The sequence below is a fragment of the Sphingobacterium detergens genome, from assembly GCF_003610355.1.
GTDB classification, from domain to species: Bacteria; Bacteroidota; Bacteroidia; order Sphingobacteriales; family Sphingobacteriaceae; genus Sphingobacterium; species Sphingobacterium detergens.
Genome location: NZ_RAPY01000003.1, coordinates 130,665 through 151,604 on the forward strand (window position 1 = coordinate 130,665; position 20,940 = coordinate 151,604).

The following is a 20,940-nucleotide window of genomic DNA, read 5'->3' on the forward strand; positions in this document are numbered from 1 at the left end:
GAAGATGATTTTAAAGGCAGAACATCTCATAAAAAAATATAAACAACGTACTGTTGTCAACAACGTATCCTTTCATGTTGAACAAGGAGAGATTGTCGGATTATTGGGGCCAAATGGTGCTGGTAAAACGACCTCTTTTTATATGATTGTAGGTCTGATCAAACCCAATGACGGAAAGGTATTTTTAGATGATCAAGAGATCACGCAAGATGCGATGTACCAACGCGCGCAGCGTGGAATAGGTTATTTGGCACAGGAAGCTTCTGTTTTCCGCAAGTTATCCGTAGAAAACAATATTCTCGCTGTATTAGAGATCCACTACCCCAATAAAGAAGAACGTATGGCAAAGTTGGAAGAATTGCTATCCGAATTCAGTCTGCATCGTGTCCGTAAAAACAGAGGTGATCTTTTGTCGGGAGGTGAGCGCCGACGTACGGAAATCGCTCGAGCATTGGCAGCAAATCCATCGTTTATCCTATTGGATGAGCCATTTGCAGGGGTTGACCCTATTGCCGTAGAGGAAATCCAAACAATTGTTGCTAAACTCAAAACACGTAATATTGGTATCTTAATCACCGACCACAACGTACAGGAAACTTTATCCATTACGGATAGGGCCTACCTTTTGACCGAGGGAAAGATTATGCTTACAGGTACACCTGAAGAAATCGCGGATAATGAACTGGCACGGAAATTCTATCTTGGTCGCCATTTTGAATTAAGAAGGAAAAAATTTTAAAGCATAACGAATACCCTCTATGGCCTTATTAAACTCCATTTTTACTTGGTTCATGAAAAAAAGGATTCACCAAATCGAGCTTTTCATGAAATATCCCCACGATGTACAAGAGGAATGGTTCCAAAGTTTAATTTCTACTGCCGAAGCGACGGAATGGGGAAAAAAATACGACTACACGAGCATACTCACCCCAGAAATCTTCAAAGAGCGTGTACCTATACAGGATTATGACGATATCAAAGGTTATGTAGATCGGATGATCAAAGGTGAGCAGAATATTCTGTGGCCTTCGGATATCAAATGGTTTGCAAAATCATCTGGAACAACCTCTGATCGCAGCAAATTTATACCGGTGAGCGAAGAGGCCTTAGAAGAATGTCACTTCCAGGGAGGAAAGGACATGTTGACGATATACTGTCACAATAGACCTGAAAACCGTGTTTTTACCGGAAAGTCTGTTGTCATCGGTGGCTCATCCCAGATCAACAACTTCAGCCCAGATTCCTATTATGGAGATCTATCTTCCATCCTGATCCGCAATCTTCCATTTTGGGCGGAATTCAAACGAACCCCAAACATGGAGGTGACTTTAAACCCCAATTTTGAAGAGAAAATTGAGCAGATCGCGCAAATTACCATCAAAGAAAATGTCACTAGTCTGGCTGGTGTACCAACCTGGAATATTGTGATGGCCAAACGTGTATTGGAAATCACAGGCAAAAACAACCTATTGGAAGTATGGCCAAACCTTGAATTTTATGGTCATGGAGGTGTGAGCTTCAAGCCCTACCGCGAGCAGTTCCACAAACTGATTCCATCAGATAAGATGTACTATCTAGAAAACTACAATGCCTCAGAAGGGTATTTTGGGTTACAGGATGAATCGGACTCTGAAGATCTTTTGCTCATGCTGGATTATGGGATATATTACGAATTCCTTCCCACAGAACGTATGCATGAGGAAAACCCGACAACGCTACGTTTGGATCAGGTAGAAATCGGCAAGAACTATGCGCTGATCATTTCCACCAATGCCGGATTATGGCGTTATAAAATAGGCGATACAATCAAGTTTACGTCTTTGTCTCCCTACCGTTTTCAGATATCGGGACGTACAAAACAATATATCAATACATTTGGTGAAGAAGTGATCGTTGACAATGCCGAGCAAGCACTTGCTGAAGCAAGCAAGCTGACAAATGCGCGTATAAAAGATTATACCGCAGGACCCGTATATTTTAGGGATGCCGAAGCGGGAGCACACGAATGGGTCATTGAATTTGACCAGCAACCCAACGATTTTAAACGTTTTTGTGAAATATTGGATGCCAAGTTGAGAGAAATCAATTCAGATTACGACGCAAAACGATTCAAGAACATGGCACTTCGACCGCCAATTGTTCATAATGCACCATCAGATACTTTTTATAAGTGGATGAAATCGAGAGGTAAATTGGGTGGACAGAATAAAGTCCCTCGATTGAGCAATAATAGAGAATATCTTGACCCGCTTTTAAAGATTTTGCAAGATTGACCGTACGTCTATTCTTGTGGAGATTAGCCAAGATTTTATGATACAATCTTGGCTAATCCTGTTTTTTTAGGGTTTAATTGCAGTTTTATACAAAAACACAAAAAAACCAAGGATAAAATTCACAGAAATACCTTTCTTTTGAATTTCAACATCACGCTGTAACAATTCGCGAGTTTCACCCGATGTTACTTCATTGCTTTTGTTAAGACGGTGAGTCAATTCCATACTAAGTTTATTTTATGATAAGTGATTTTATAGCGTAAAGCGACCCAATGCCCATCTATGGTCGCAGTCTTTATTTCCAAACTTTATGCCACAAATACAGGAACCGTATTAATTAACACAAAATTAATACAATTAATTAAAAACAGGTTACCCCTATAAATTTTGTCGGTTTATTTTTCATTTTCATAGGTATAGTGTAGTAAATCGGAGAATGACTGTCCGAAATAAAAGGCATTTTTCCGAACGGGAAATTATCATAGCAAAGTGCAATTTATATTTCAATTTTTCCTAACTTAGCCTAAGTAATATAAAAAATAAGATGAACGCGACAGAGAACTATTCAATTCGCGTAGAGCCAACTCAAAATTCAAGACTCTCGCAAGTAGATTTCGACAATCTAAAATTCGGAAAGATATTATCCGACCACATGCTGGTCGCAGACTATGATGATGGTGAATGGAAAGATGTCAGCATCGTCCCTTACGGAGATATCAGTATCAGTCCTTCTATGTCAGCTTTACATTATGGTCAAGCAATCTTTGAAGGTATTAAAGCCTATAAATTCGCAGATGGTACAGTGAGTATCTTTCGTCCAGACAGAAACTGGGAAAGATTCAACAAATCTGCAGCACGCCTTCAGATGCCTGAGGTTCCTGAGGAAATTTTTATGGATGGTCTGAACAAACTATTGGATATTGACCGCAATTGGGTTCCTGCTAAAGAAGGTTCTTCTTTGTATATACGTCCATTTATGTTCGCTACTGAAGCCGCATTGGGCGTACATCCATCCAAATCATACAAGTTTATCATTATCACAGGCCCAGTTGGTGCTTACTATAGTAAACCGATTAGCTTAAAAGTTGAAACGTACTATACACGTGCTGCTGAAGGTGGTGTTGGATTCTCGAAAAATGCCGGTAATTATGCGTTGTCGCTTTATCCGACCCAATTGGCTAACGATGAAGGCTACGATCAAATTATGTGGACTGATGCTTCAGAACACAAATATATCGAAGAAGCAGGCACTGCAAACCTAATTTTCCGTATTGGTGACACCATTATCACGCCACATGGCGATACGATCTTACATGGTGTAACCCGTCGTACAATTATGGAATTGGCAGAGAAATGGGGGTATAAAACTGAACAACGGAAAGTATCCGTACAGGAACTTATCGATGGTATTAAAGCAGGTACAGTTACTGAGGCATTTGCTGCAGGAACAGCTGCAACGATCACCGACATTAGCCGGATCGGTTTTGAAGGTCAAGACTACAATTTACCTCCAGTTGAGGGCCGTGAGTTCTCCAATAGAGTTTTACATTATCTGAATGAATTGCGTTATGGTAAAGTAGCAGATCCATTTGGATGGAATTACTTGGTAAAATAAACGGGTAATTGCAATAGAAAAAGCAGTTGGTAATCGCCAACTGCTTTTTTTATTTGTATTGATCACAAAGAATCTTCAGTTAATTTTTATAGCTGTAGGTCCTCGTGAGAGCATGAAGCTTTTATTGCATCAGATGCTGCTTAACTCATTGCGTCCCCGTCAAGTAGCTTCGCGTTTATGAAATCAATAATCGTCCCTGTTTCATCAGGCTGAAACCACGAAGTATTGCCATATTTTTTAAACCAAGTAATCTGCCGCTTTGCGTAGCGTCTTGAATTTTGCTGGATTCTTTCCACAGCTTCTTCCAAAGAGATATTTCCATCGAGGTAATCAAACAATTCCGCGTAGCCTACTGTCAACAAGGCTGGTTTGCTTCTAAAGGGAACCAATGACTTTACTTCTTCCAACAATCCCATTTCCATCATCCGTTCCACCCGAAGATTAATCCGTTCGTACAACCGCGAGCGTTCCATATTCAATCCGATCGTCAGGATATCAAATGGTCTTTTACTTAGGTCTTTTTTGTGATAAAAGGACATGGGTTTACCTGTTGCCTCAAATACTTCCAAGGCACGAACAACACGCTGTGGATTATCGATATCTGCGATTTGATAATAGGCTGGATCAATTGTTTTTAATCGCTCCTTCATCTGTTCAAGCCCCAATTGTGCCATTTCATTGTTGAGTCTCTCGCGTACTTCATCTCCTGCTTTAGGTAGATCATCCAAGCCTTCGCAGAGCGCACGGACAAATAGCCCAGACCCTCCGACCATAACAGCCACATCATGTTGCCAGAATAGTTCATCCAACTTGTCTAAGGCTTCCCGTTCAAAATCGCCCGCGGAATAATCTTGGGTAATGGAATGTGAATTTATAAAATGGTGCGGGGCACTAGCCAGTTCTTCTGAATCCGGCTTTGCTGTTCCAATGGTCATCTCGCGATAGAACTGTCGGGAATCGGCAGAAATAATTTCGGTCTTAAAATATTGAGCTAATGAAATAGCCATTGCAGTTTTTCCAACAGCAGTCGGACCTACAATGGCTATCAGTGTTTTCTTTTTTGCCATAATATTTGCTTCAAATGCTCAAATATGCATTGAAAGCATGTTCAATTAATATTCGTCTTCGTAGCCGCTAGATCCCTCGCGCTCTTCCTCGCCTTCACCCTCTTCGTCTTCATCTTCGCTATCGAAGCCATCTAGTTCATCCTCGTCATCTACACCATATTGTGTATCATCCTCCTCAACATATTCATCCTCCTCAACAGCATCGGATACCGGGAAGTTAGCAGCAGTCATTGTTTTAGGTACTTGACCTACAGACTTGAATAAGGCCGGATAGTCTTTACCCGCTTCCTCTTTCAAAATCTTGATCAGCTCCACTTGAAAATCATACGGGCGGTCAAAATTATAGACGTAATAAAACTTTTGGTGAGGATCATCAATAAACTTGCTCAGGCGAATATTCTCCATCAACAAAACTTCAGCATCTTTTTTTCGCTGGGTCGGTTTAAACGCAATTTCCGTCCCTTTTTTCCATTGATCATTGCTCACGTAAAAAGAGGAAGAAGTATCCGTCGCATAACCTGTCGTTTTGTGGATTTCCTCGTGCATGTCTAAAAATGTACTTTTCGAAGGCATATCAATTTCACGATATACATCTTCATAATCTTCAAAAGTAACTCTAAATCTATAAATTGCCATCTTCTATGTATTCTTCTTTTTAGCAGTTTAAAATTAATACTATATTTTAAGAATTGGAAATTTCCAACTGGATTTCTTGTTTGACCTCCAAGCCCATGCCTACTGCTTTTTTCACTAAATATTGATAAGCTTCAATTCGGGAATTTGGAATCTCGCCTTCCAAAATAGCCTCGCGAATCAAGTTTTTTAACTGTCCAACAGTACGTCCGGGTGTTAATCCGAAAAGTATCATAATATCTTCACCACTGATCGGCGGTTGCCAATTTCGGATCTTGTCACGTTCCTCTACATCCTTTAGTTTCTGCTTGACAAGTTCAAAATTTTGGCGATACTTTTTCTTTTTAAACTCATTCTTCGTTGTCACATCGGCGTGGCACAGCATCATTAGTGCATCAATGTCATCACCTGCTTCAAATAATAAACGTCTGACAGCAGAATCTGTCACAATATCCTGAGCAAGGACAATCGGACGAAGATGCAATTGTACAAGTTTCTGTACAAATTTCATCTTTTCGTGTAACGGCAATTTTAGTTCAGCAAAAAGCTTCGGTACCATACGTGCACCGCGGTCTTCATGCCCATGAAATGTCCAGCCTAATTTTTTATCAAAACGTTTTGTCGCAGGTTTGGCGATATCGTGCATAATAGCAGCCCAGCGCAACCAGAGATCATCTGATAGTTCACACACATTATCCAATACTTCCAATGTGTGGTAGAAATTATCTTTATGTCCTTTTCCATCAATAATATCAACTCCATGCAGGTTGTACATGGCCGGAAAAATCAATTCTAATAGACCTGTATCAAAAAGGTATTTAAAACCCACTGAAGGTTTAGGTGAAAGAATGATCTTATTGATCTCATCGATAATCCGTTCCTTTGAAATAATCTTAATACGTTCTTTTGTATCAGTAATTGCTGTAATGGCGTCAATGTCAATCTTGAAATTTAGCTGGGTTGCAAAACGGATCGCACGCATCATACGTAAGGGATCATCCGAGAAAGTTTCAATTGGATCGAGGGGTGTCCGGATAATACGGTGTTCGAGATCCTTTACACCATCGAAGGGGTCTACCAAAGTACCGTAATCGGCTTTATTCAACGAAAAGGCCATGGCATTGATGGTAAAATCACGACGGTTTTGATCATCGGTCAATGTGCCATCCTCTACGATCGGTTTCCGGGAGTTCGCTCGGTAAGATTCCCTGCGCGCACCCACAAACTCTACATTCAAACCCTCAAAAACGAGCATTGCAGTTCCAAAATTCTTATAGACCGCCACTTTCGTATGAAGCCTTTCACCTAGTAACGTTGCAAATTCAATACCACTTCCCACTACAACAATATCCACATCGTTCTTGAATGGACGCTTCATAATGTAATCGCGCACATACCCCCCAATGACATAACACTCCGTATTTGTCTGCTCGGCGAGCTCTTTGATGATAGAAAATATTGGATGTTGTAAATTATCGCACATAGTTAGAACAGCAGGTAAAAAACCAAACAGTTTGCAAAAGTAATACTTTTTTTTAGTATTAAGTATGGAGATATAAGAATTGAGATTTTGATCTTACAAGCTGTAAGCCGATACGATTTCTGTTTTATCTTATCACTGGAGAATCATTATGATCCTTAATGAAGGATAGGATTCTCGTCATCTGCCTAACTTGATTTATATAACTTTATAGATCAAAAAATCATCAACTATTACAACCCTAATCTCGATCTTTGGACAATTTGCGGAATGCCAATGGATTTTTCAGCAATTCTGCCTGTTCCCTTCTGCGTTTTACAATATGGACTGCAGTGAAAATTGCTTCCACAAATGAGCTTGGTGAAGCCAGGTTTTTTCCAGCAATATCGTAACCTGTACCATGATCCGGTGAAGTACGTACTATAGATAGTCCTGCAGTGTAATTGACACCAGCACCTTTCGCGATATGCTTAAATGGAATTAACCCTTGATCGTGGTACATAGCCAAAACCGCATCAAACTTTTCATAAGCTCCTTTTGCAAAAAAACCATCCGCCGGATAAGGGCCAAAACAAAAGATCCCTTGTTCATTTGCTTTTTCTACGGTTGGTCGAATAATCTGGTCATCCTCCGTACCGATAATCCCGTGATCTCCAGCATGTGGGTTAAGTCCTAAAACAGCTATTTTGGGCTTTTCTACCCAGAAATCCTTTTTCAAAGACTCATTCATGAGGATCAACTTTTTCAGTATCGCTTCTTCTGTGATATTCGCAGCCACATCATGTAGTGGAATATGTCCTGTCACTACACCAATGCGTAGTTCATCACAGACCATAAACATCAACACATCATCAGCTTCAACTTTAGCCTGTAAATATTCGGTATGACCAGGAAATTGGAATCCCTCCTGTTGAATATTATGCTTATTGATCGGCGCAGTCACTAAAGCATCTATTTTACCGGCTTTCAAATCCTCAATCGCTCTTTCCAAAGACAAAAAAGCATATTTTCCGCCAATTTCGTTTTCCTCTCCCAAAGAGATCTTGACATCTTCCTGCCAGCAATTGATCATATTCGCCCTTTTAGCATGGGCCTGTTCAGCATCATTGATTACATTAAAACTAAAATCGTTTATTCCTACCGCTTTCCGATGAAAAGAGGCGACTTTTGTATTTCCATAAACAATTGGTGTAAAAAAATCGCACATACGTTGATCTACCAGTGACTTGATAATTACTTCAAGTCCAATACCATTAATATCCCCTACGGTAATTCCGATTTTTAGTTTATCACTCATCCTTTTTAAATGCTTTGAATCAAAAATAGGGATTTTTTTTTAGTATTGCGTAGTTAGATATGCGTATTGAGATTTTGGCCAGAGAAGCCTATGACTTGCAAACTGTCTTTACTTTTTAATTTTGACTTTTTACTTTATAAAGCTTTTTAATTTCTAATTTTGCATAATGAGTACAGTTAGAGCAAAAAAACATCTAGGACAGCATTTCTTAAACGATAAGAATGCCGCACAACGTATTGTAGAGGCATTGGATCCTAAATTGGGTTTCAGCCAAGTACTCGAAGTTGGTCCGGGAATGGGTGTCCTCTCTGACTTTCTATTACAGAAAGAAGAATATGAGACCTATCTGATCGATGTTGATGAGGAATCGATTGCCTATTTGGATGATAAATACCCACAATTGGGGAAAAGATTAATCCATGGCGATTTTCTAAACCTTGATTTTTCGCAATATTTTGGCGAAAAGATGGCTGTCATCGGCAACTTTCCTTATAATATTTCCTCTCAGATTCTCTTCAAAATTCTGGACGAACGTCAACGTGTTGTTCAAATGACAGGGATGTTTCAAAAAGAAGTCGCTGAGCGCTGTACAGCGAAAGCAGGCAGTAAAGAATATGGAATTCTGAGTGTGTTTTTACAAGCTTACTATAAAGTAGAATACCTCTTTACCGTAAAGGCTGGCGCTTTTAATCCGCCGCCTAAGGTACTGTCGGGTGTCATCCGTATGACCCGCAATGACCGCGAACAACTGGCCTGTGATGAGAAGTTGTTTTGGCGTGTCGTCAAAGCAGGGTTCAATCAACGTCGCAAAACTTTACGCAATTCCCTCTCAGGGGTTGTCCCGAAAGATAAAATGTCAGATAATCCGCTTTATGAGTTGCGGGCAGAACGGTTAACTGTAGACGATTTTGTCAGCTTGACTAACGAGATCGCGAATTGCCTTTGATATGAATTTTGCAGATAACACTTTTATTATTGTTGGCGGTGGGATCGCTGGATTATGTGCCGCGATAGGCCTTCAAAAATTGGGTCTTAAAGCCCATGTTTATGAAAGTGTAGCTGAACTTAAAGGTATAGGTGCAGGTTTTGGACTCGCTGCCAATGCCATGCAGGCCCTAGATCATCTGGGATTAAAAGATGAAATCAGTCAAATTGGACATTATCTGGGTTCCTATAATGTGTTGGATCAAAAAGGAAATATTCTGGTCGAACCGAATACCAAATCCATCAGCAAAAAATACAATCAGGACAATTTTGCCATACATCGGGCGGACCTGCACCACTTTCTTTTATCAAAAATTCCCGATAGTCAGGTTCACCTTGGCAAACGTGCGACTTCCTTTGAACGGTTAGGGGAACAAGTCTGTGTTCATTTTACCGACGGAAGCCAAGCTGTAGGAGCTGCATTACTTATTGCCGATGGTGTACATTCACTATTACGTCAACAATTGATACCGGCCTCAAGCCCCCGTTATTCAGGTTATACCTGCTGGCGGGCAACAATAGATAACAGCAGTATCCAACTCAAAAAAAGCACTGAAACCTGGGGTTCAAAAGGTAGATTTGGAATGACACCCCTTGTTGGCAATCGTGTATATTGGTATGCCTGCATCAACAGCATACAGCAAAATCCGACGCTAAAAAACTGGACCACAGCAGAATTATTGAACAACTTCAAGGAATACCACGATCCTATTCCAACGATTCTGTCCGAGACCAAGGATACCGAACTGATCTGGAACGACATTATAGATATCGCGCCATTACAACAGCTTGCTTTTGACAATATCCTTTTGCTCGGAGATGCTGGTCACGCCACTACCCCCAATTTAGGACAGGGCGCCTGTCAAGCAATAGAAGATGTTGCGGTGTTGCTGGATGAGCTGAAAACAGCCGCATCCATTCAACAAGCCTTCTCGCGATTTGAAACGCGTCGATTGGATCGCGTCAACTATATCAGTAATACTTCCTGGCAGATTGGCAAAATCGCCCAATGGGAAAATCCCCTTTTGATTGGCATGCGCAATTTTTTTATGAAAATAATGCCCAACGGGCTCAAACAGCAACAATTAAACAAACTATTGTCAGTAGATTTTATGCAAATTAACCGTAATCATGAAGACTAATATTTTGATTGTCGATGACATCCACGAAATTATGTTGGAGAAATTTGCGCAGGCGGGTATCGCTTATGATTACCGCCCCGATATCGACCGTGCAGAAACCGAAAAGATCATTGCTAACTACTCCGGAATGGTCATTCGTTCGAAATTTCAGGTAGATAAGCCGCTTTTTGACTTTGCATCCAACCTCCGTTTTATCGCACGTGCTGGAGCAGGAATGGACAATATCGACGATGAAATTGCCATTCAAAAACAGGTTACCTTGATTCCCGCCAATGAGGGAAACAGAGATGCTGTGGGCGAACATATGATCGGAATGTTATTGAGTCTGATGAACAATCTCAACCGCAGTGATCAACAAGTGAGAGCTGGTCAATGGTTGCGTGAAGCCAACCGAGGTTATGAGCTTAAAGGTCGTACTGTTGGTTTGATCGGTTATGGCCATAATGGTATGGCGATGGCCAAAAAGCTTTCTGGTTTTGACGTGAAGGTACTGGCTTACGACAAATACCGGACGAATTATACTGACGAGTATGCAGAAGAAGCAAGCATGGAAAATATTTACGAACAAGCCGATATTATTAGTTTCCATATCCCATTGACTGCCGAGACAAAGGGAATGATCGATGATGCGTATTTATCGAAGTTTAACAAACCTATCTTTTTCCTGTTGGGTGCCAGAGGTGAGATTGTACAAGTTCCGGCCGTACTAAACGGTCTTGATAAGGGCCGTATCCTGGGAGCAGCTTTTGATGTACTCCCTGTTGAAAAATTCCCCAAACTTGGGGAACAGACCTGGTATCCCGACCTTATCAGTAGGGATAACGTCATTTTATCGCCCCATGTAGCGGGCTGGACTTTTGAAAGCTATTACAAATTATCAGAAGTTGCTGCAGATAAGATTATCGCATTTTTAAAGCAACAGGGCAAATATTAAAAAATAAAAACTTTAATCCATCATCGGATGATGAAAGCAATATTACCTAGTAAATACTAAATAAGACTACGATCAAAAATTGGAGCACCAGACTACCATCCAATAAGTAGGCATAGTGGTAGTGATCTTTCGTTTTGAAGACAGCCAGCTTTAGGAGTGCATAAATCAGTATATTGGTTAAGATCAGCCCCAATTTGATCCATAACAGATAAGGAGCGATAAGGATTAAGAGACTATGTAACAGCAATAAAGTATAGGTAAGTCTTTTTGCCTTTTGCTCCCCTAACATATTGGGCAATGTCCTCAAATGATAGTAGGAATCCTGTTGAATATCGCGTATATCAAAAGGTAGTGTGCAAATAATCAAAAATATAAATTTTAGCACACAAAGTGCAACAAGTACCCAAGAGTCTATCCTGTCCCCGATATTGAGCAATTCGACATAAGGAAGCACGACACTACTGCATACCCAAACCAAGGCGATATGGAAGATTTTTGCCCCAGGAACTTGCCGAAGCCCAACTTTGCGATCGTGAAAAGTAAACAGCGGCATCCCATACAACAAGCTCAAGATTCCAATAAAACCTAGGAATAAGAACGAATAAATATGGATGTGCAACAAACAGTAACCAAGAATAATTAATGTGATGACATTATTTAGCCACATCACCCACTCGTGATTAAATATCCAGCGCGTGCGGGCAAATTTTGATTCTTTTGGGTTTTGGGGTTTAGACCACCATAAGCTAAAGTTGTAGAGCAATAATGTTGCTGTCCCCTCAACCAAGACAATAGACCAATTGATCGGACGTTCAAATATGATATAGGTCAGTGCACATTGAGCCATGGCGGCCAATGCAATCAAAATATTCGTATAAATGCTGATATAGAATATCTTTCTTAGAAACAACATCTGTGTTTAATCTTGCTGCAATATAACAATCTTGATAGATAAAAGTAGTTTAACATTATATTAAACATCAAATTGTTGATAAAATGGGCAAAAACCGCTAAATTGTACACCGAAATTGAGCTATTAAAAACAATTTCGCAACGATAACTTTATAAATTAAAATAATTCATAATAATCCTATAACAATGAGCCTACAAATAAAATCATTTGAAGAATATCAAAGTGAATATAAGCGAAGTGTAGAACAACCTGAGGAGTTTTGGGCGAGCATAGCGGATCATTTTTTCTGGAAGAGAAAATGGAATAAAGTGCTAAACTGGAACTTTGAGGAACCTAATATCAAATGGTTTGATGGTGCAAAATTAAATATTACCGAAAACTGCCTGGACCGTCATATTTATGCGAATGGCGATAAACCAGCGATTATCTGGGAGCCAAATGACCCAAATGAAGCACATCGTATCCTTTCCTATAAACAATTGTTGCAGAAGGTTGAACAATTTGCTAATGTATTAAAGAATAACAATATCAAAAAGGGTGATCGTGTCTGCATTTATTTACCGATGGTTCCTGAATTGGTGATTGCAGTATTGGCCTGTGCCCGTATAGGCGCTATCCATTCGGTTGTCTTTGGTGGATTCTCGGCACGTTCCATCGCCGATCGTATCGTGGATGCGGAATGCAAATTGATCGTTACTTCCGATGGTAGCTACCGTGGTAATAAAACCATTGGACTTAAAAATATTGTTGATGATGCTTTGATGCAATGTGATACTGTAGAGAAAGTCATTGTATTAACACGTACGCGTACACCGGTATCCATGATCAAAGGCCGTGATGTATGGTGGGAAGATGAGATCAAGAAAGTGGAAACCCAAGGAAATCCAGCCTGCCCAGCAGAAGAAATGGATGCTGAGGATACCCTGTTTATCCTTTACACGTCTGGATCTACAGGTAAACCTAAAGGAGTTGTACATACCTGTGGTGGCTATATGGTCTACACGGGATACACCTTTATGAATACCTTCCAGTATCAACCAAATGATGTATTTTTCTGTACAGCTGACATCGGTTGGATTACTGGCCATAGCTATATTGTTTACGGGCCACTATCCCAAGGTGCCACTTCATTGATGTTTGAAGGTATCCCAACATTCCCAGATGCCAGCCGTTATTGGGATATTGTTGACAAATTTCAAGTCAATATCATTTACACGTCCCCTACAGCGCTACGTTCATTAATGGCTTTTGGCGATCAATTTGTAGATAAAAACGACCTTTCCTCACTACGTGTACTAGGTTCAGTAGGTGAACCTATCAACGAAGAAGCATGGAACTGGTTTAATGAAAAGGTCGGTAAAAAGAATTGTCCTGTCGTTGATACTTATTGGCAAACGGAGAATGGTGGTCACCTGATCACTTCTTTAGCTGGTGTTACACCAGAAAAAGCAAGTTATGCGATGTTCCCAATGCCTGGTGTACAACCGGCGTTGATGGACGAAAATGGCAAAGAAATCGAGGGCAATGATGTCACCGGAAATCTATGTATCAAATTCCCTTGGCCAGGTATGCTACGTACGACCTGGGGCGACCATGACCGTTGTAGACAAACGTACTTCTCCACTTACAAAGACATGTATTTTACGGGCGATGGCTGTTACCGTAGCCCAGAAGGGTATTACAAAATCACAGGTCGCGTGGATGATGTCTTGAATGTATCTGGTCACCGCATCGGTACTGCGGAGGTAGAGAATGCCATCAATATGCATGCTGACGTTGTGGAATCCGCTATTGTCGGTTATCCACATCCGGTAAAAGGCCAGGGTATCTATGCTTACGTTATTGCTAATCACCACACGGATGCAGAAGCAACCAAAAAAGATATCATGGAGACTGTTTCGCGCATTATCGGTCCTATTGCCAAACCAGATATTATCCAGTTTGTCAATGACCTTCCAAAGACACGTTCCGGAAAGATCATGCGCCGTATTCTACGCAAGATTGCGGAGGGAGATATCAGTAATTTAGGTGACACATCTACTTTGCAGGATCCGACAGTAGTCGAAGGTATCATACAAGGTGCTGAAGGCCTGAAAAAATAGTTCCACAAGAACCTTTAACAAAGGAAGCCTCCCATTGGGAGGCTTTTCTTATTATTTGGATTTCCTTATCGCGATGAGTTAAGTCGAATAGGAATTGAATATCTCACATTCAACCGTTCTCCGCGCTGTATTCCCGGTTTCCATTTTCCTGCTCTTTTTATAACACGGACTCCTTCCTCTCCTGTCCCAAAGCCTAAATCCTTTTTTACAACTGGGTCCTTAATATTACCGTCTTTGTCTACGATAAATTCAATCATTACAATACCCGATACGTTATTGCTAATTGCCTCACGTGAGTAGGTATAGTTGCTTCCGATAAAACCCATCAGTCGCGAAATCCCACCAGGATAATCCGGAGGACTCATAAAGTTGGTGGTATCATAACTAAAAACCTCACCGTTTTCCTTTGTTTTAATCCCCGACACTAATTGATCATGATTGTAAGTTTCGACGAAACTATCCTTTCCCATCTTCCCTTTCCACTGGCCCTCCCGTAGGTTATTTTCCATTGCCCCTTCTTCATAACTCCAGCCATAATCCAACCGAATAAAACCAGTCCCATTTTCCAACCGTTTGTTATTTAAAGAGTCATAGTATACGACATACCTGGGGTTTTCTATTTTCAATTTTCCTTTTTTATCGGGGCTACTTGGGTAGAACACAATTTTTTCTAGTTTATTATTGGGGTATAGGTAAAATGCCGAATCTATAAGCGCGCTTTCATCGCTAAAGTTTTCTAAGCTTTTTAAAGTTCCATGTTCATAAAATTCATACTTTCGGCCTTGGAATTTAAACGGATAAAGAGGATTCCTACTAATACCACTAAGTTTAATGGAGTCATTCCGCAAATAAAATTCTTCAATACGATAAACTTTATCCTTACCTTCAGCATCCACATGGATTGTTCTTATAAAATAGGCGGAATCACGCTGTTTTGTTTCAGCGCCATTTCTCTTATGATAACTCGTAAAAGCGACTTGGGCGTAAAGATTCGATATACATAAAGTGAATAGAAGAAAACAAATAAGTTTGACTGACAAATGCAGATAATATTTCATAATAGTTCTTAATATCCGCGCAATTTAATAAATCTCTTAAGTAAATTAGAAATTGACAGGTTAAATAATCATTACCTATGTTCAACATAACTACAATTAAAGAAGCTATGTTTTCCACACAATGTTAATAACTATGTTTAAAACCCAAAAACATGACAACCCAATCTTTTCCTCGAACTTAACTATCTCCAATAACGTGGTAGGTCGATTTAAGCTTTAGGCTTATTGAAGTCTTTATATCAGTTAACAAAAAAATAGCCACATCATCACGACGTGGCCAAAAATAAACATATGAATTTAATTAAACAGTTGCTATTTGTATGAGTTTACCGAACTCGCGACCTTCCAGCTACCGGCTTCATTTACCAAGGTAACCAGATCGGTTTTCGTAAATGTTTCGAATTTCATAGTAATCCGCGCCACCATATAATTTTCGGACTCCTCTAGGATCTCGGTTTTGGTACTACAGTTCAGTTTTTCACCTTTTTGTTTTTTCAAGAAAGAAATTACCTCTGAACGTGTATTGGTACGTCTAGTTTCGCCTTGAATCTTTTGGCTGAAATCGGAAGCGAATAGTTGCTCAACACCACCCGATATACCTTCTGTCATGACAGATACATAACTATCAATAGCTAAGTCTGCAGTGGATAGGTTCAATGTTTTACCAGGATTAACTGCAGCCATCGTAAATGTTGATACTGCGATCAAAGCTGCTGCTGCACATGTCTTTACTAAAGTTTTCATAATCGTTTCTACTTTATATTGTTAGTTTTTTATTGTCTCTTTCCTAGTAGTCGTAGGGATGTTGATTTTGTTGCAACATTTCCTTCAACTTTCTGATTCAAAATTAAGACAACGTAGCCTACGATTTTATTACATTTAGACTAACATTCAGAAAAAGTCGGTGAATGAGGGGGATAGGGCGGTAAAAGATAATGGCCGTAGAAAAATTGCATTACATTTAATTGAGGTGAATTTCTTGTTAAGCGACTTTAATACCTTGACGATCAAGATGACTGTCATTTCTGAGGAAATCATTTCGACAGCATGGCATCCATAACGAATAGCGAGGTAAAGTGTAAGATTACACTCCGAATGCTCGATTTCGCGCTCCAACTTTGACATTTCCCCGAGTATCTGAACGACGTAGTCCTGTAGCGAAACCAATCCGACGGATGGGAATTTCACATTTTCACAGGTCAGAATGAGTTAGTTGCCCGTCAGAATGAACAAGTCTCCTGTTTGTATGACACTGACTGGAGACTTGTTCGCTTAGATAGGCGTCGAAATGAATCAAACAGAAGAGAAAACGATTCCGCCGGATGGCGAAATGAAAGTTCCCCGTGACAAAGTATCACCAACCTAGGTCGAAACAATCTAGAAACAGGGGCGTATCAACATCTTGTTCCGCAAAATGACACCGCCATAGTGCAATTTGAAGCATTTTCACGCCGTAGTCATCCAAACCATCTTAAAAACAAGTTTTCCACATCGTTATTAACACAATGTGGAAAACTCAGAATACGATGCATTAGACTCTCGTTAAAAACCACTCTACAAAATCGTCAGTTGAATATAATAAAAAACTGGGGTAATGAAATTCGTTAGGCAGGCGCCATTGATCATACTTTGAGATAATCATAAAGCAGTGTTCCAACATCTTAAAAAAATATAATGCAGAGAAGATACAATAAAGGTTTGGATATGGTTCAATTTAAACACTCACACCGTATCCTTTCATATGTTTTTTGTTTTCAACTCAGTAAATGTCATGATCGATGCGCCGACGAATAAAAACACAAATTGTTTCAAATTTTAGATATCTTATTGATACTGTCTTTTTCTGAGCAAATAGACCTCAAGCCATGTAGATAATTAGGAGAACAAAGTACCACATGAAATTTAAAAATTTGTGATTTAAACCTATTTACTCAAAAATCACTATTGTAGCGGCAGATCTATTAGATGACAGGAGTACCTTAAAAAAGCCCCTCCAGAAAACTCTAGAAGGGCAATCCAAATAAATATATGAAACAATCTCTCTTAGGACAGATAGAATATAATAGATTAGGTCCCTGGAACTAACTTAATGGTTTCAGCATCATTGGTAAAATATCCTTTGGAGTATGCACCCGTTGGTTCTACATACTTCAATTCTCTAAATTTCACTCCATTTACATCGTACTCTGTGTAAAAGTCAAGCCCAGTAGGCGTATAGCGATAAGCATATGGTTTAGCATTTCCAGCAATAAGCAATGCTCTCTTCGTTGCAGCCGTCGCAAATGTTGCAGGGAAAGATTCGGTTCCCGCTTCAAACCTGTAATTTGAAAAGGCGTGGAATTTCGCTACCGCAGCACGATATGATGCTATGATCGTTGAAGCTTCGTTCGATTTAATTGGTAAAAAAACAACCTTGTTATAGGACTTTCTTCCTTCCATAACAATAGAATCTCCAGACGCCTTTGTTACCAAGAAATCATTCTCCCCCTTCATTCCTTCGTTAACAGCTCCAATTTGGGCTGTTAAAAAACCTGGAAGTTGATAAGCCGCATTTCTATTAAAATATCCCGGTAGTGCAAAATAATGAAAGATCCGATTATAGGTATCGAAGGTTAAAATTGGACCGGCTCCTGGCACTACGATGTATGTACTTGTCTGTGGTGCAAGGGTCGTCAAATCACCCTCAAAAGTAACATCCGCTAAATTATTAAATTTAGCAAATAATGTGTAGCCACCAAACTCCAGAGCACTACTTGGGAAATATTTAACCACCCAACCATCTTTATTTGATTGCAGTGTAGAATATACATCGGCAACACTTGCATTTAGACGATCTGTAGGGTTCTCATCAAAGATCTTATCCATTTTCTTCTCACAACTTACGCTCAAAGACAAAATGGATATTGCTAATATAAATAGTTTTATTTTCATTTTTCTTAATTTATAGTTGTTTGATCGAAAGTATTGAGCTGCGGATAACGAGCGATAATATTTGCACGCAACATATCCATATCAATTCCCCATTCAGATTTCATATAGGATTTTACGATTGCCAGTTTCGACAGGATCAACGTTCTCCCAGCTGCGGTCGACCCTGAAGAATTAAGAATAGCATCAAATTCAGCTTGGCCTCTTGTTACGTAAAAAGAATACAATTCCGCAAAATCCTCTGTGTCAGCCTTTGAGGCATAAGGAGAAACAAAACCCGCTGCAACTGCTGCTCCAACCGAAGTATATGTCGTATTCCACTCATCGTCTACATAACCTAAGCCAGTTATTTCTTTGAAATTGCTAGGATAAGGCTTATTTTGATTTAAAATATGCTGAAACTCATGGTGAACCGTTTTAAAAAAACCATTCGTTAGGAACTCAGGATTTTTACCATTTGCTTCATTCAACTCCAATAGATTATACAAGGAAACTTTAGTACCTGTTTCTGCTGTTCCGAGTATAATTACTCCATTTGTTTGCACAGGTACTGACCCTGTATATGTAATGACTTTAGGAAAGTTATCTCTTAAAAATTGTTTGCTGCCAACAACTTCGCTATACGGTTCCATTACCAAAAATAACATCAGTTTTGACAAACGAATAGACGATTCATAGGGTGCAGGAACCAATCTATAAGTCATATTTGATTCCTTATCCACATATTTATATAATATCTCTACGTTATATGGCTTTGTATAATTATTGTACAAATAGTTATCCAATGCATTTTTAGGAATTTCTGAATCTACAAAAACACTTTTTGAATCCAGTTTATCTTCTTTATTACATGCGGAAAATAAAACTCCACATGAAATTAATATTGGTATTAGTTTATTAATAACTTTCATATTATCTAGGATTAGGAGTTAAGCCAGCATTTATTACATCTTGTGGTAGTTGAATAGCCCGTCGGTTATCTCTTACTGTAAGTGTATTGTCAGTAACTGTATATGTCATCGTACCATTAAAGACAGCCGGAGCTTCTCTTCTTGTGATTTCAATACCATAACGTTTTACATCAAACCAACGCATACCTGTTTGAATAAATTGCAGGCGCTTAAGCGATAGTATCGCCTGAATCATATTCTCTTGTGTTCCTGCTTCAATTTGGAAGTCTGGATTTAATTTCTTCTTTGGCGTAGGCGAAGTTGGCGTAAAATAAGCAAATGAATTTGCCCAAGTATTAATTGAAGCTTCACTTATCGTCGCGGGGTTATTTATTGTGTTATTGTCAATATGAATTTGCATATCAGTAATTGCTGCACCATAATTTTTTAAGTGTATATATGCCTCCGCTCTATTCAATAGTGCTTCTTCTGAGGTGATCGGCGCGTATACACCTTTAGTAAATCCTATTCCAGCAACTTGATCAGTATATTCAAACATACGTGCTAAATGAGGAAAAAGAATTTTATTCGTTGTTGTACTAGAGTACACAAAAGCTCTTATTCTGTAGTCGGTAGAAGAAGTTGCCCGACCGAATGGCTGCCTTGCATATACTGTTTCAGTCATACCGATACTCCCTCCGTGGGCCAGCCTATTGTTGGTTGAATAGTTACCAAAAGTCTGTCCCATCGAAGAGGAAGCCGTTGCGATGAGGAAATTTGCTTTTATTGAACTAGCATTATACTCTCTGCTTATATTTGCATAAGCAGCCGCAAAGGAGGCAATTGTTTTATAATCTCTTAAAGTTGTACTTGGATTCTCACCCAAAGCCAATGTAGCATATTCAACAACTTTTACCCAATCCTCCATAAACAGAGCAACACGAGATGCAAATGTATACGCTGCGGCACGATTAAAATGATATTTTGCAACACTAGAGTTTGCATAGGAAGCATCATTAATTAATGGTAAGCCTTCTTCAACATCCTTTTTAATATTGTTATAGACTTCAGCCACTGTGTTACGCTGGTATTTGGGGTTCAAGGTAGTCTCTCCCTTTGTCATATAGGTAATACCTAAATCTGTTGCCGAATACTTTTTTGAGTAATTTTGAGCAAACATATTGACAAGAATCCAGTGATTATAAGCACGCGCCAGCAAAGCCTCTCCACGTTGTGCATTTAGGCTAATCGGATTACCTTGTTCTTCAATTGCTTGTAACGCCGCATTAGCACTAGCTATAGCACTATAACATGCTGCCCAAACACGCTCAATCCCATCATTATTGGTTTCTGTTATATCTTGCCATTTATAAATTTCCTCTATAAATCGAGGATAATTTAAATAGACAGGTCCAACATCGTCAACGTTATCAGAAGACAGTTCTGATACGACCACATATGAACTGCTCGGATAAGCACCTACTAGCATTTTGGCTATTTTGTCGGTAGTATTTAATTCAGCCCTATTATCGGGCAATTCATCCAGGTATTTCTTACAGGAAGAAAAGCTTATTGTTAATATCCCCGCCGAAATTAATATATATAATAATCTATTTTTCATATG

19 protein-coding genes are annotated in these 20,940 nt (G+C 39.5%); 7 read left to right on the plus strand and 12 right to left on the minus strand.

Going from position 1 to position 20,940, the window contains the following annotated elements:
* Positions 1-4: 4 nt before the first annotated feature.
* Positions 5-739, plus strand: coding sequence for an LPS export ABC transporter ATP-binding protein (lptB, locus tag DFQ12_RS16300; protein ID WP_120260132.1), 735 nt, complete (start codon positions 5-7; stop codon positions 737-739).
* A 19-nt stretch (positions 740-758) separates the two neighbouring features.
* Entirely contained in the window at positions 759-2,273 is a 1,515-nt protein-coding gene (locus DFQ12_RS16305; RefSeq protein ID WP_120260133.1) for a GH3 auxin-responsive promoter family protein, read from the plus strand.
* 66 nt (positions 2,274-2,339) lie between these two features.
* Here the strand turns inward: DFQ12_RS16305 and DFQ12_RS28180 are convergent, their stop codons facing one another.
* On the minus strand, positions 2,340-2,498 hold the full coding sequence (locus DFQ12_RS28180) for a hypothetical protein (protein ID WP_167457296.1): 159 nt from the start codon (positions 2,496-2,498) through the stop codon (positions 2,340-2,342).
* A 319-nt stretch (positions 2,499-2,817) separates the two neighbouring features.
* Here DFQ12_RS28180 and DFQ12_RS16310 point away from each other — a divergent pair, with 319 nt between their 5' ends.
* Positions 2,818-3,888: a branched-chain amino acid aminotransferase gene (locus DFQ12_RS16310; RefSeq protein ID WP_120260134.1), complete on the plus strand. Its 1,071-nt coding sequence runs from the start codon at positions 2,818-2,820 to the stop codon at positions 3,886-3,888.
* Positions 3,889-4,028: 140 nt separating this feature from the next.
* Here DFQ12_RS16310 and miaA read toward each other — a convergent pair whose 3' ends face one another.
* The 4 genes from miaA to pdxA form a co-directional block, all read right to left on the minus strand.
* On the minus strand, positions 4,029-4,955 hold the full coding sequence (gene miaA / locus DFQ12_RS16315; protein ID WP_120260135.1) for a tRNA (adenosine(37)-N6)-dimethylallyltransferase MiaA: 927 nt from the start codon (positions 4,953-4,955) through the stop codon (positions 4,029-4,031).
* Positions 4,956-5,000: 45 nt separating this feature from the next.
* Complete coding sequence (locus tag DFQ12_RS16320; protein WP_120260136.1) at positions 5,001-5,591, minus strand: IS1096 element passenger TnpR family protein; 591 nt, start codon at positions 5,589-5,591, stop codon at positions 5,001-5,003.
* Positions 5,592-5,637: 46 nt separating this feature from the next.
* Positions 5,638-7,071, minus strand: coding sequence for a CCA tRNA nucleotidyltransferase (locus tag DFQ12_RS16325; RefSeq protein ID WP_120260137.1), 1,434 nt, complete (start codon positions 7,069-7,071; stop codon positions 5,638-5,640).
* Between the two features lie 238 nt (positions 7,072-7,309).
* The gene (gene pdxA / locus DFQ12_RS16330; protein ID WP_120260138.1) at positions 7,310-8,365 is read right to left on the minus strand and encodes a 4-hydroxythreonine-4-phosphate dehydrogenase PdxA; all 1,056 of its coding nucleotides are present in this window, start codon (positions 8,363-8,365) and stop codon (positions 7,310-7,312) included.
* A gap of 166 nt (positions 8,366-8,531) precedes the next feature.
* Between pdxA and rsmA the strand changes: the two genes are divergently transcribed.
* Genes rsmA through DFQ12_RS16345 form a run of 3 tightly spaced genes read left to right on the plus strand, consistent with a single transcriptional unit; the run spans position 8,532 to position 11,425 of the window.
* Complete coding sequence (gene rsmA / locus DFQ12_RS16335) at positions 8,532-9,311, plus strand: 16S rRNA (adenine(1518)-N(6)/adenine(1519)-N(6))-dimethyltransferase RsmA (RefSeq protein WP_120260139.1); 780 nt, start codon at positions 8,532-8,534, stop codon at positions 9,309-9,311.
* Position 9,312: 1 nt separating this feature from the next.
* On the plus strand, positions 9,313-10,491 hold the full coding sequence (locus DFQ12_RS16340) for an FAD-dependent monooxygenase (RefSeq protein ID WP_120260140.1): 1,179 nt from the start codon (positions 9,313-9,315) through the stop codon (positions 10,489-10,491).
* Complete coding sequence (locus DFQ12_RS16345) at positions 10,481-11,425, plus strand: NAD(P)-dependent oxidoreductase (RefSeq protein ID WP_120260141.1); 945 nt, start codon at positions 10,481-10,483, stop codon at positions 11,423-11,425. Before DFQ12_RS16340 ends, DFQ12_RS16345 begins: the two co-directional genes overlap by 11 nt.
* Positions 11,426-11,471: 46 nt before the next feature.
* On the opposite strand, the gene DFQ12_RS16350 is transcribed toward DFQ12_RS16345, so the two are convergent.
* Positions 11,472-12,338 carry a UbiA prenyltransferase family protein gene (locus DFQ12_RS16350; protein WP_120260142.1) on the minus strand — a complete coding sequence of 289 codons (867 nt, stop codon included), beginning with the start codon at positions 12,336-12,338 and terminating at the stop codon, positions 11,472-11,474.
* Positions 12,339-12,523: 185 nt separating this feature from the next.
* Between DFQ12_RS16350 and acs the strand changes: the two genes are divergently transcribed.
* Complete coding sequence (gene acs, locus DFQ12_RS16355) at positions 12,524-14,440, plus strand: acetate--CoA ligase (RefSeq protein ID WP_120260143.1); 1,917 nt, start codon at positions 12,524-12,526, stop codon at positions 14,438-14,440.
* A gap of 65 nt (positions 14,441-14,505) precedes the next feature.
* On the opposite strand, the gene DFQ12_RS16360 is transcribed toward acs, so the two are convergent.
* From DFQ12_RS16360 to DFQ12_RS16380, 6 genes are all read right to left on the minus strand, one after another.
* Complete coding sequence (locus tag DFQ12_RS16360; RefSeq protein ID WP_120260144.1) at positions 14,506-15,498, minus strand: energy transducer TonB; 993 nt, start codon at positions 15,496-15,498, stop codon at positions 14,506-14,508.
* A gap of 312 nt (positions 15,499-15,810) precedes the next feature.
* The gene (locus tag DFQ12_RS16365; protein ID WP_120260145.1) at positions 15,811-16,242 is read right to left on the minus strand and encodes a nuclear transport factor 2 family protein; all 432 of its coding nucleotides are present in this window, start codon (positions 16,240-16,242) and stop codon (positions 15,811-15,813) included.
* A 147-nt stretch (positions 16,243-16,389) separates the two neighbouring features.
* Positions 16,390-16,686 carry a hypothetical protein gene (locus DFQ12_RS27965; protein ID WP_147420435.1) on the minus strand — a complete coding sequence of 99 codons (297 nt, stop codon included), beginning with the start codon at positions 16,684-16,686 and terminating at the stop codon, positions 16,390-16,392.
* Positions 16,687-17,565: 879 nt separating this feature from the next.
* On the minus strand, positions 17,566-18,429 hold the full coding sequence (locus DFQ12_RS16370; protein WP_120260146.1) for a DUF4302 domain-containing protein: 864 nt from the start codon (positions 18,427-18,429) through the stop codon (positions 17,566-17,568).
* Positions 18,430-18,434: 5 nt separating this feature from the next.
* A complete protein-coding gene (locus DFQ12_RS16375; protein ID WP_120260147.1) occupies positions 18,435-19,337 on the minus strand; it encodes a zinc-binding metallopeptidase in 903 nt (300 codons plus the stop codon).
* Between the two features lies 1 nt (position 19,338).
* Positions 19,339-20,937, minus strand: coding sequence for a RagB/SusD family nutrient uptake outer membrane protein (locus tag DFQ12_RS16380; protein WP_120260148.1), 1,599 nt, complete (start codon positions 20,935-20,937; stop codon positions 19,339-19,341).
* Between the last annotated feature and the right edge of the window lie 3 nt (positions 20,938-20,940).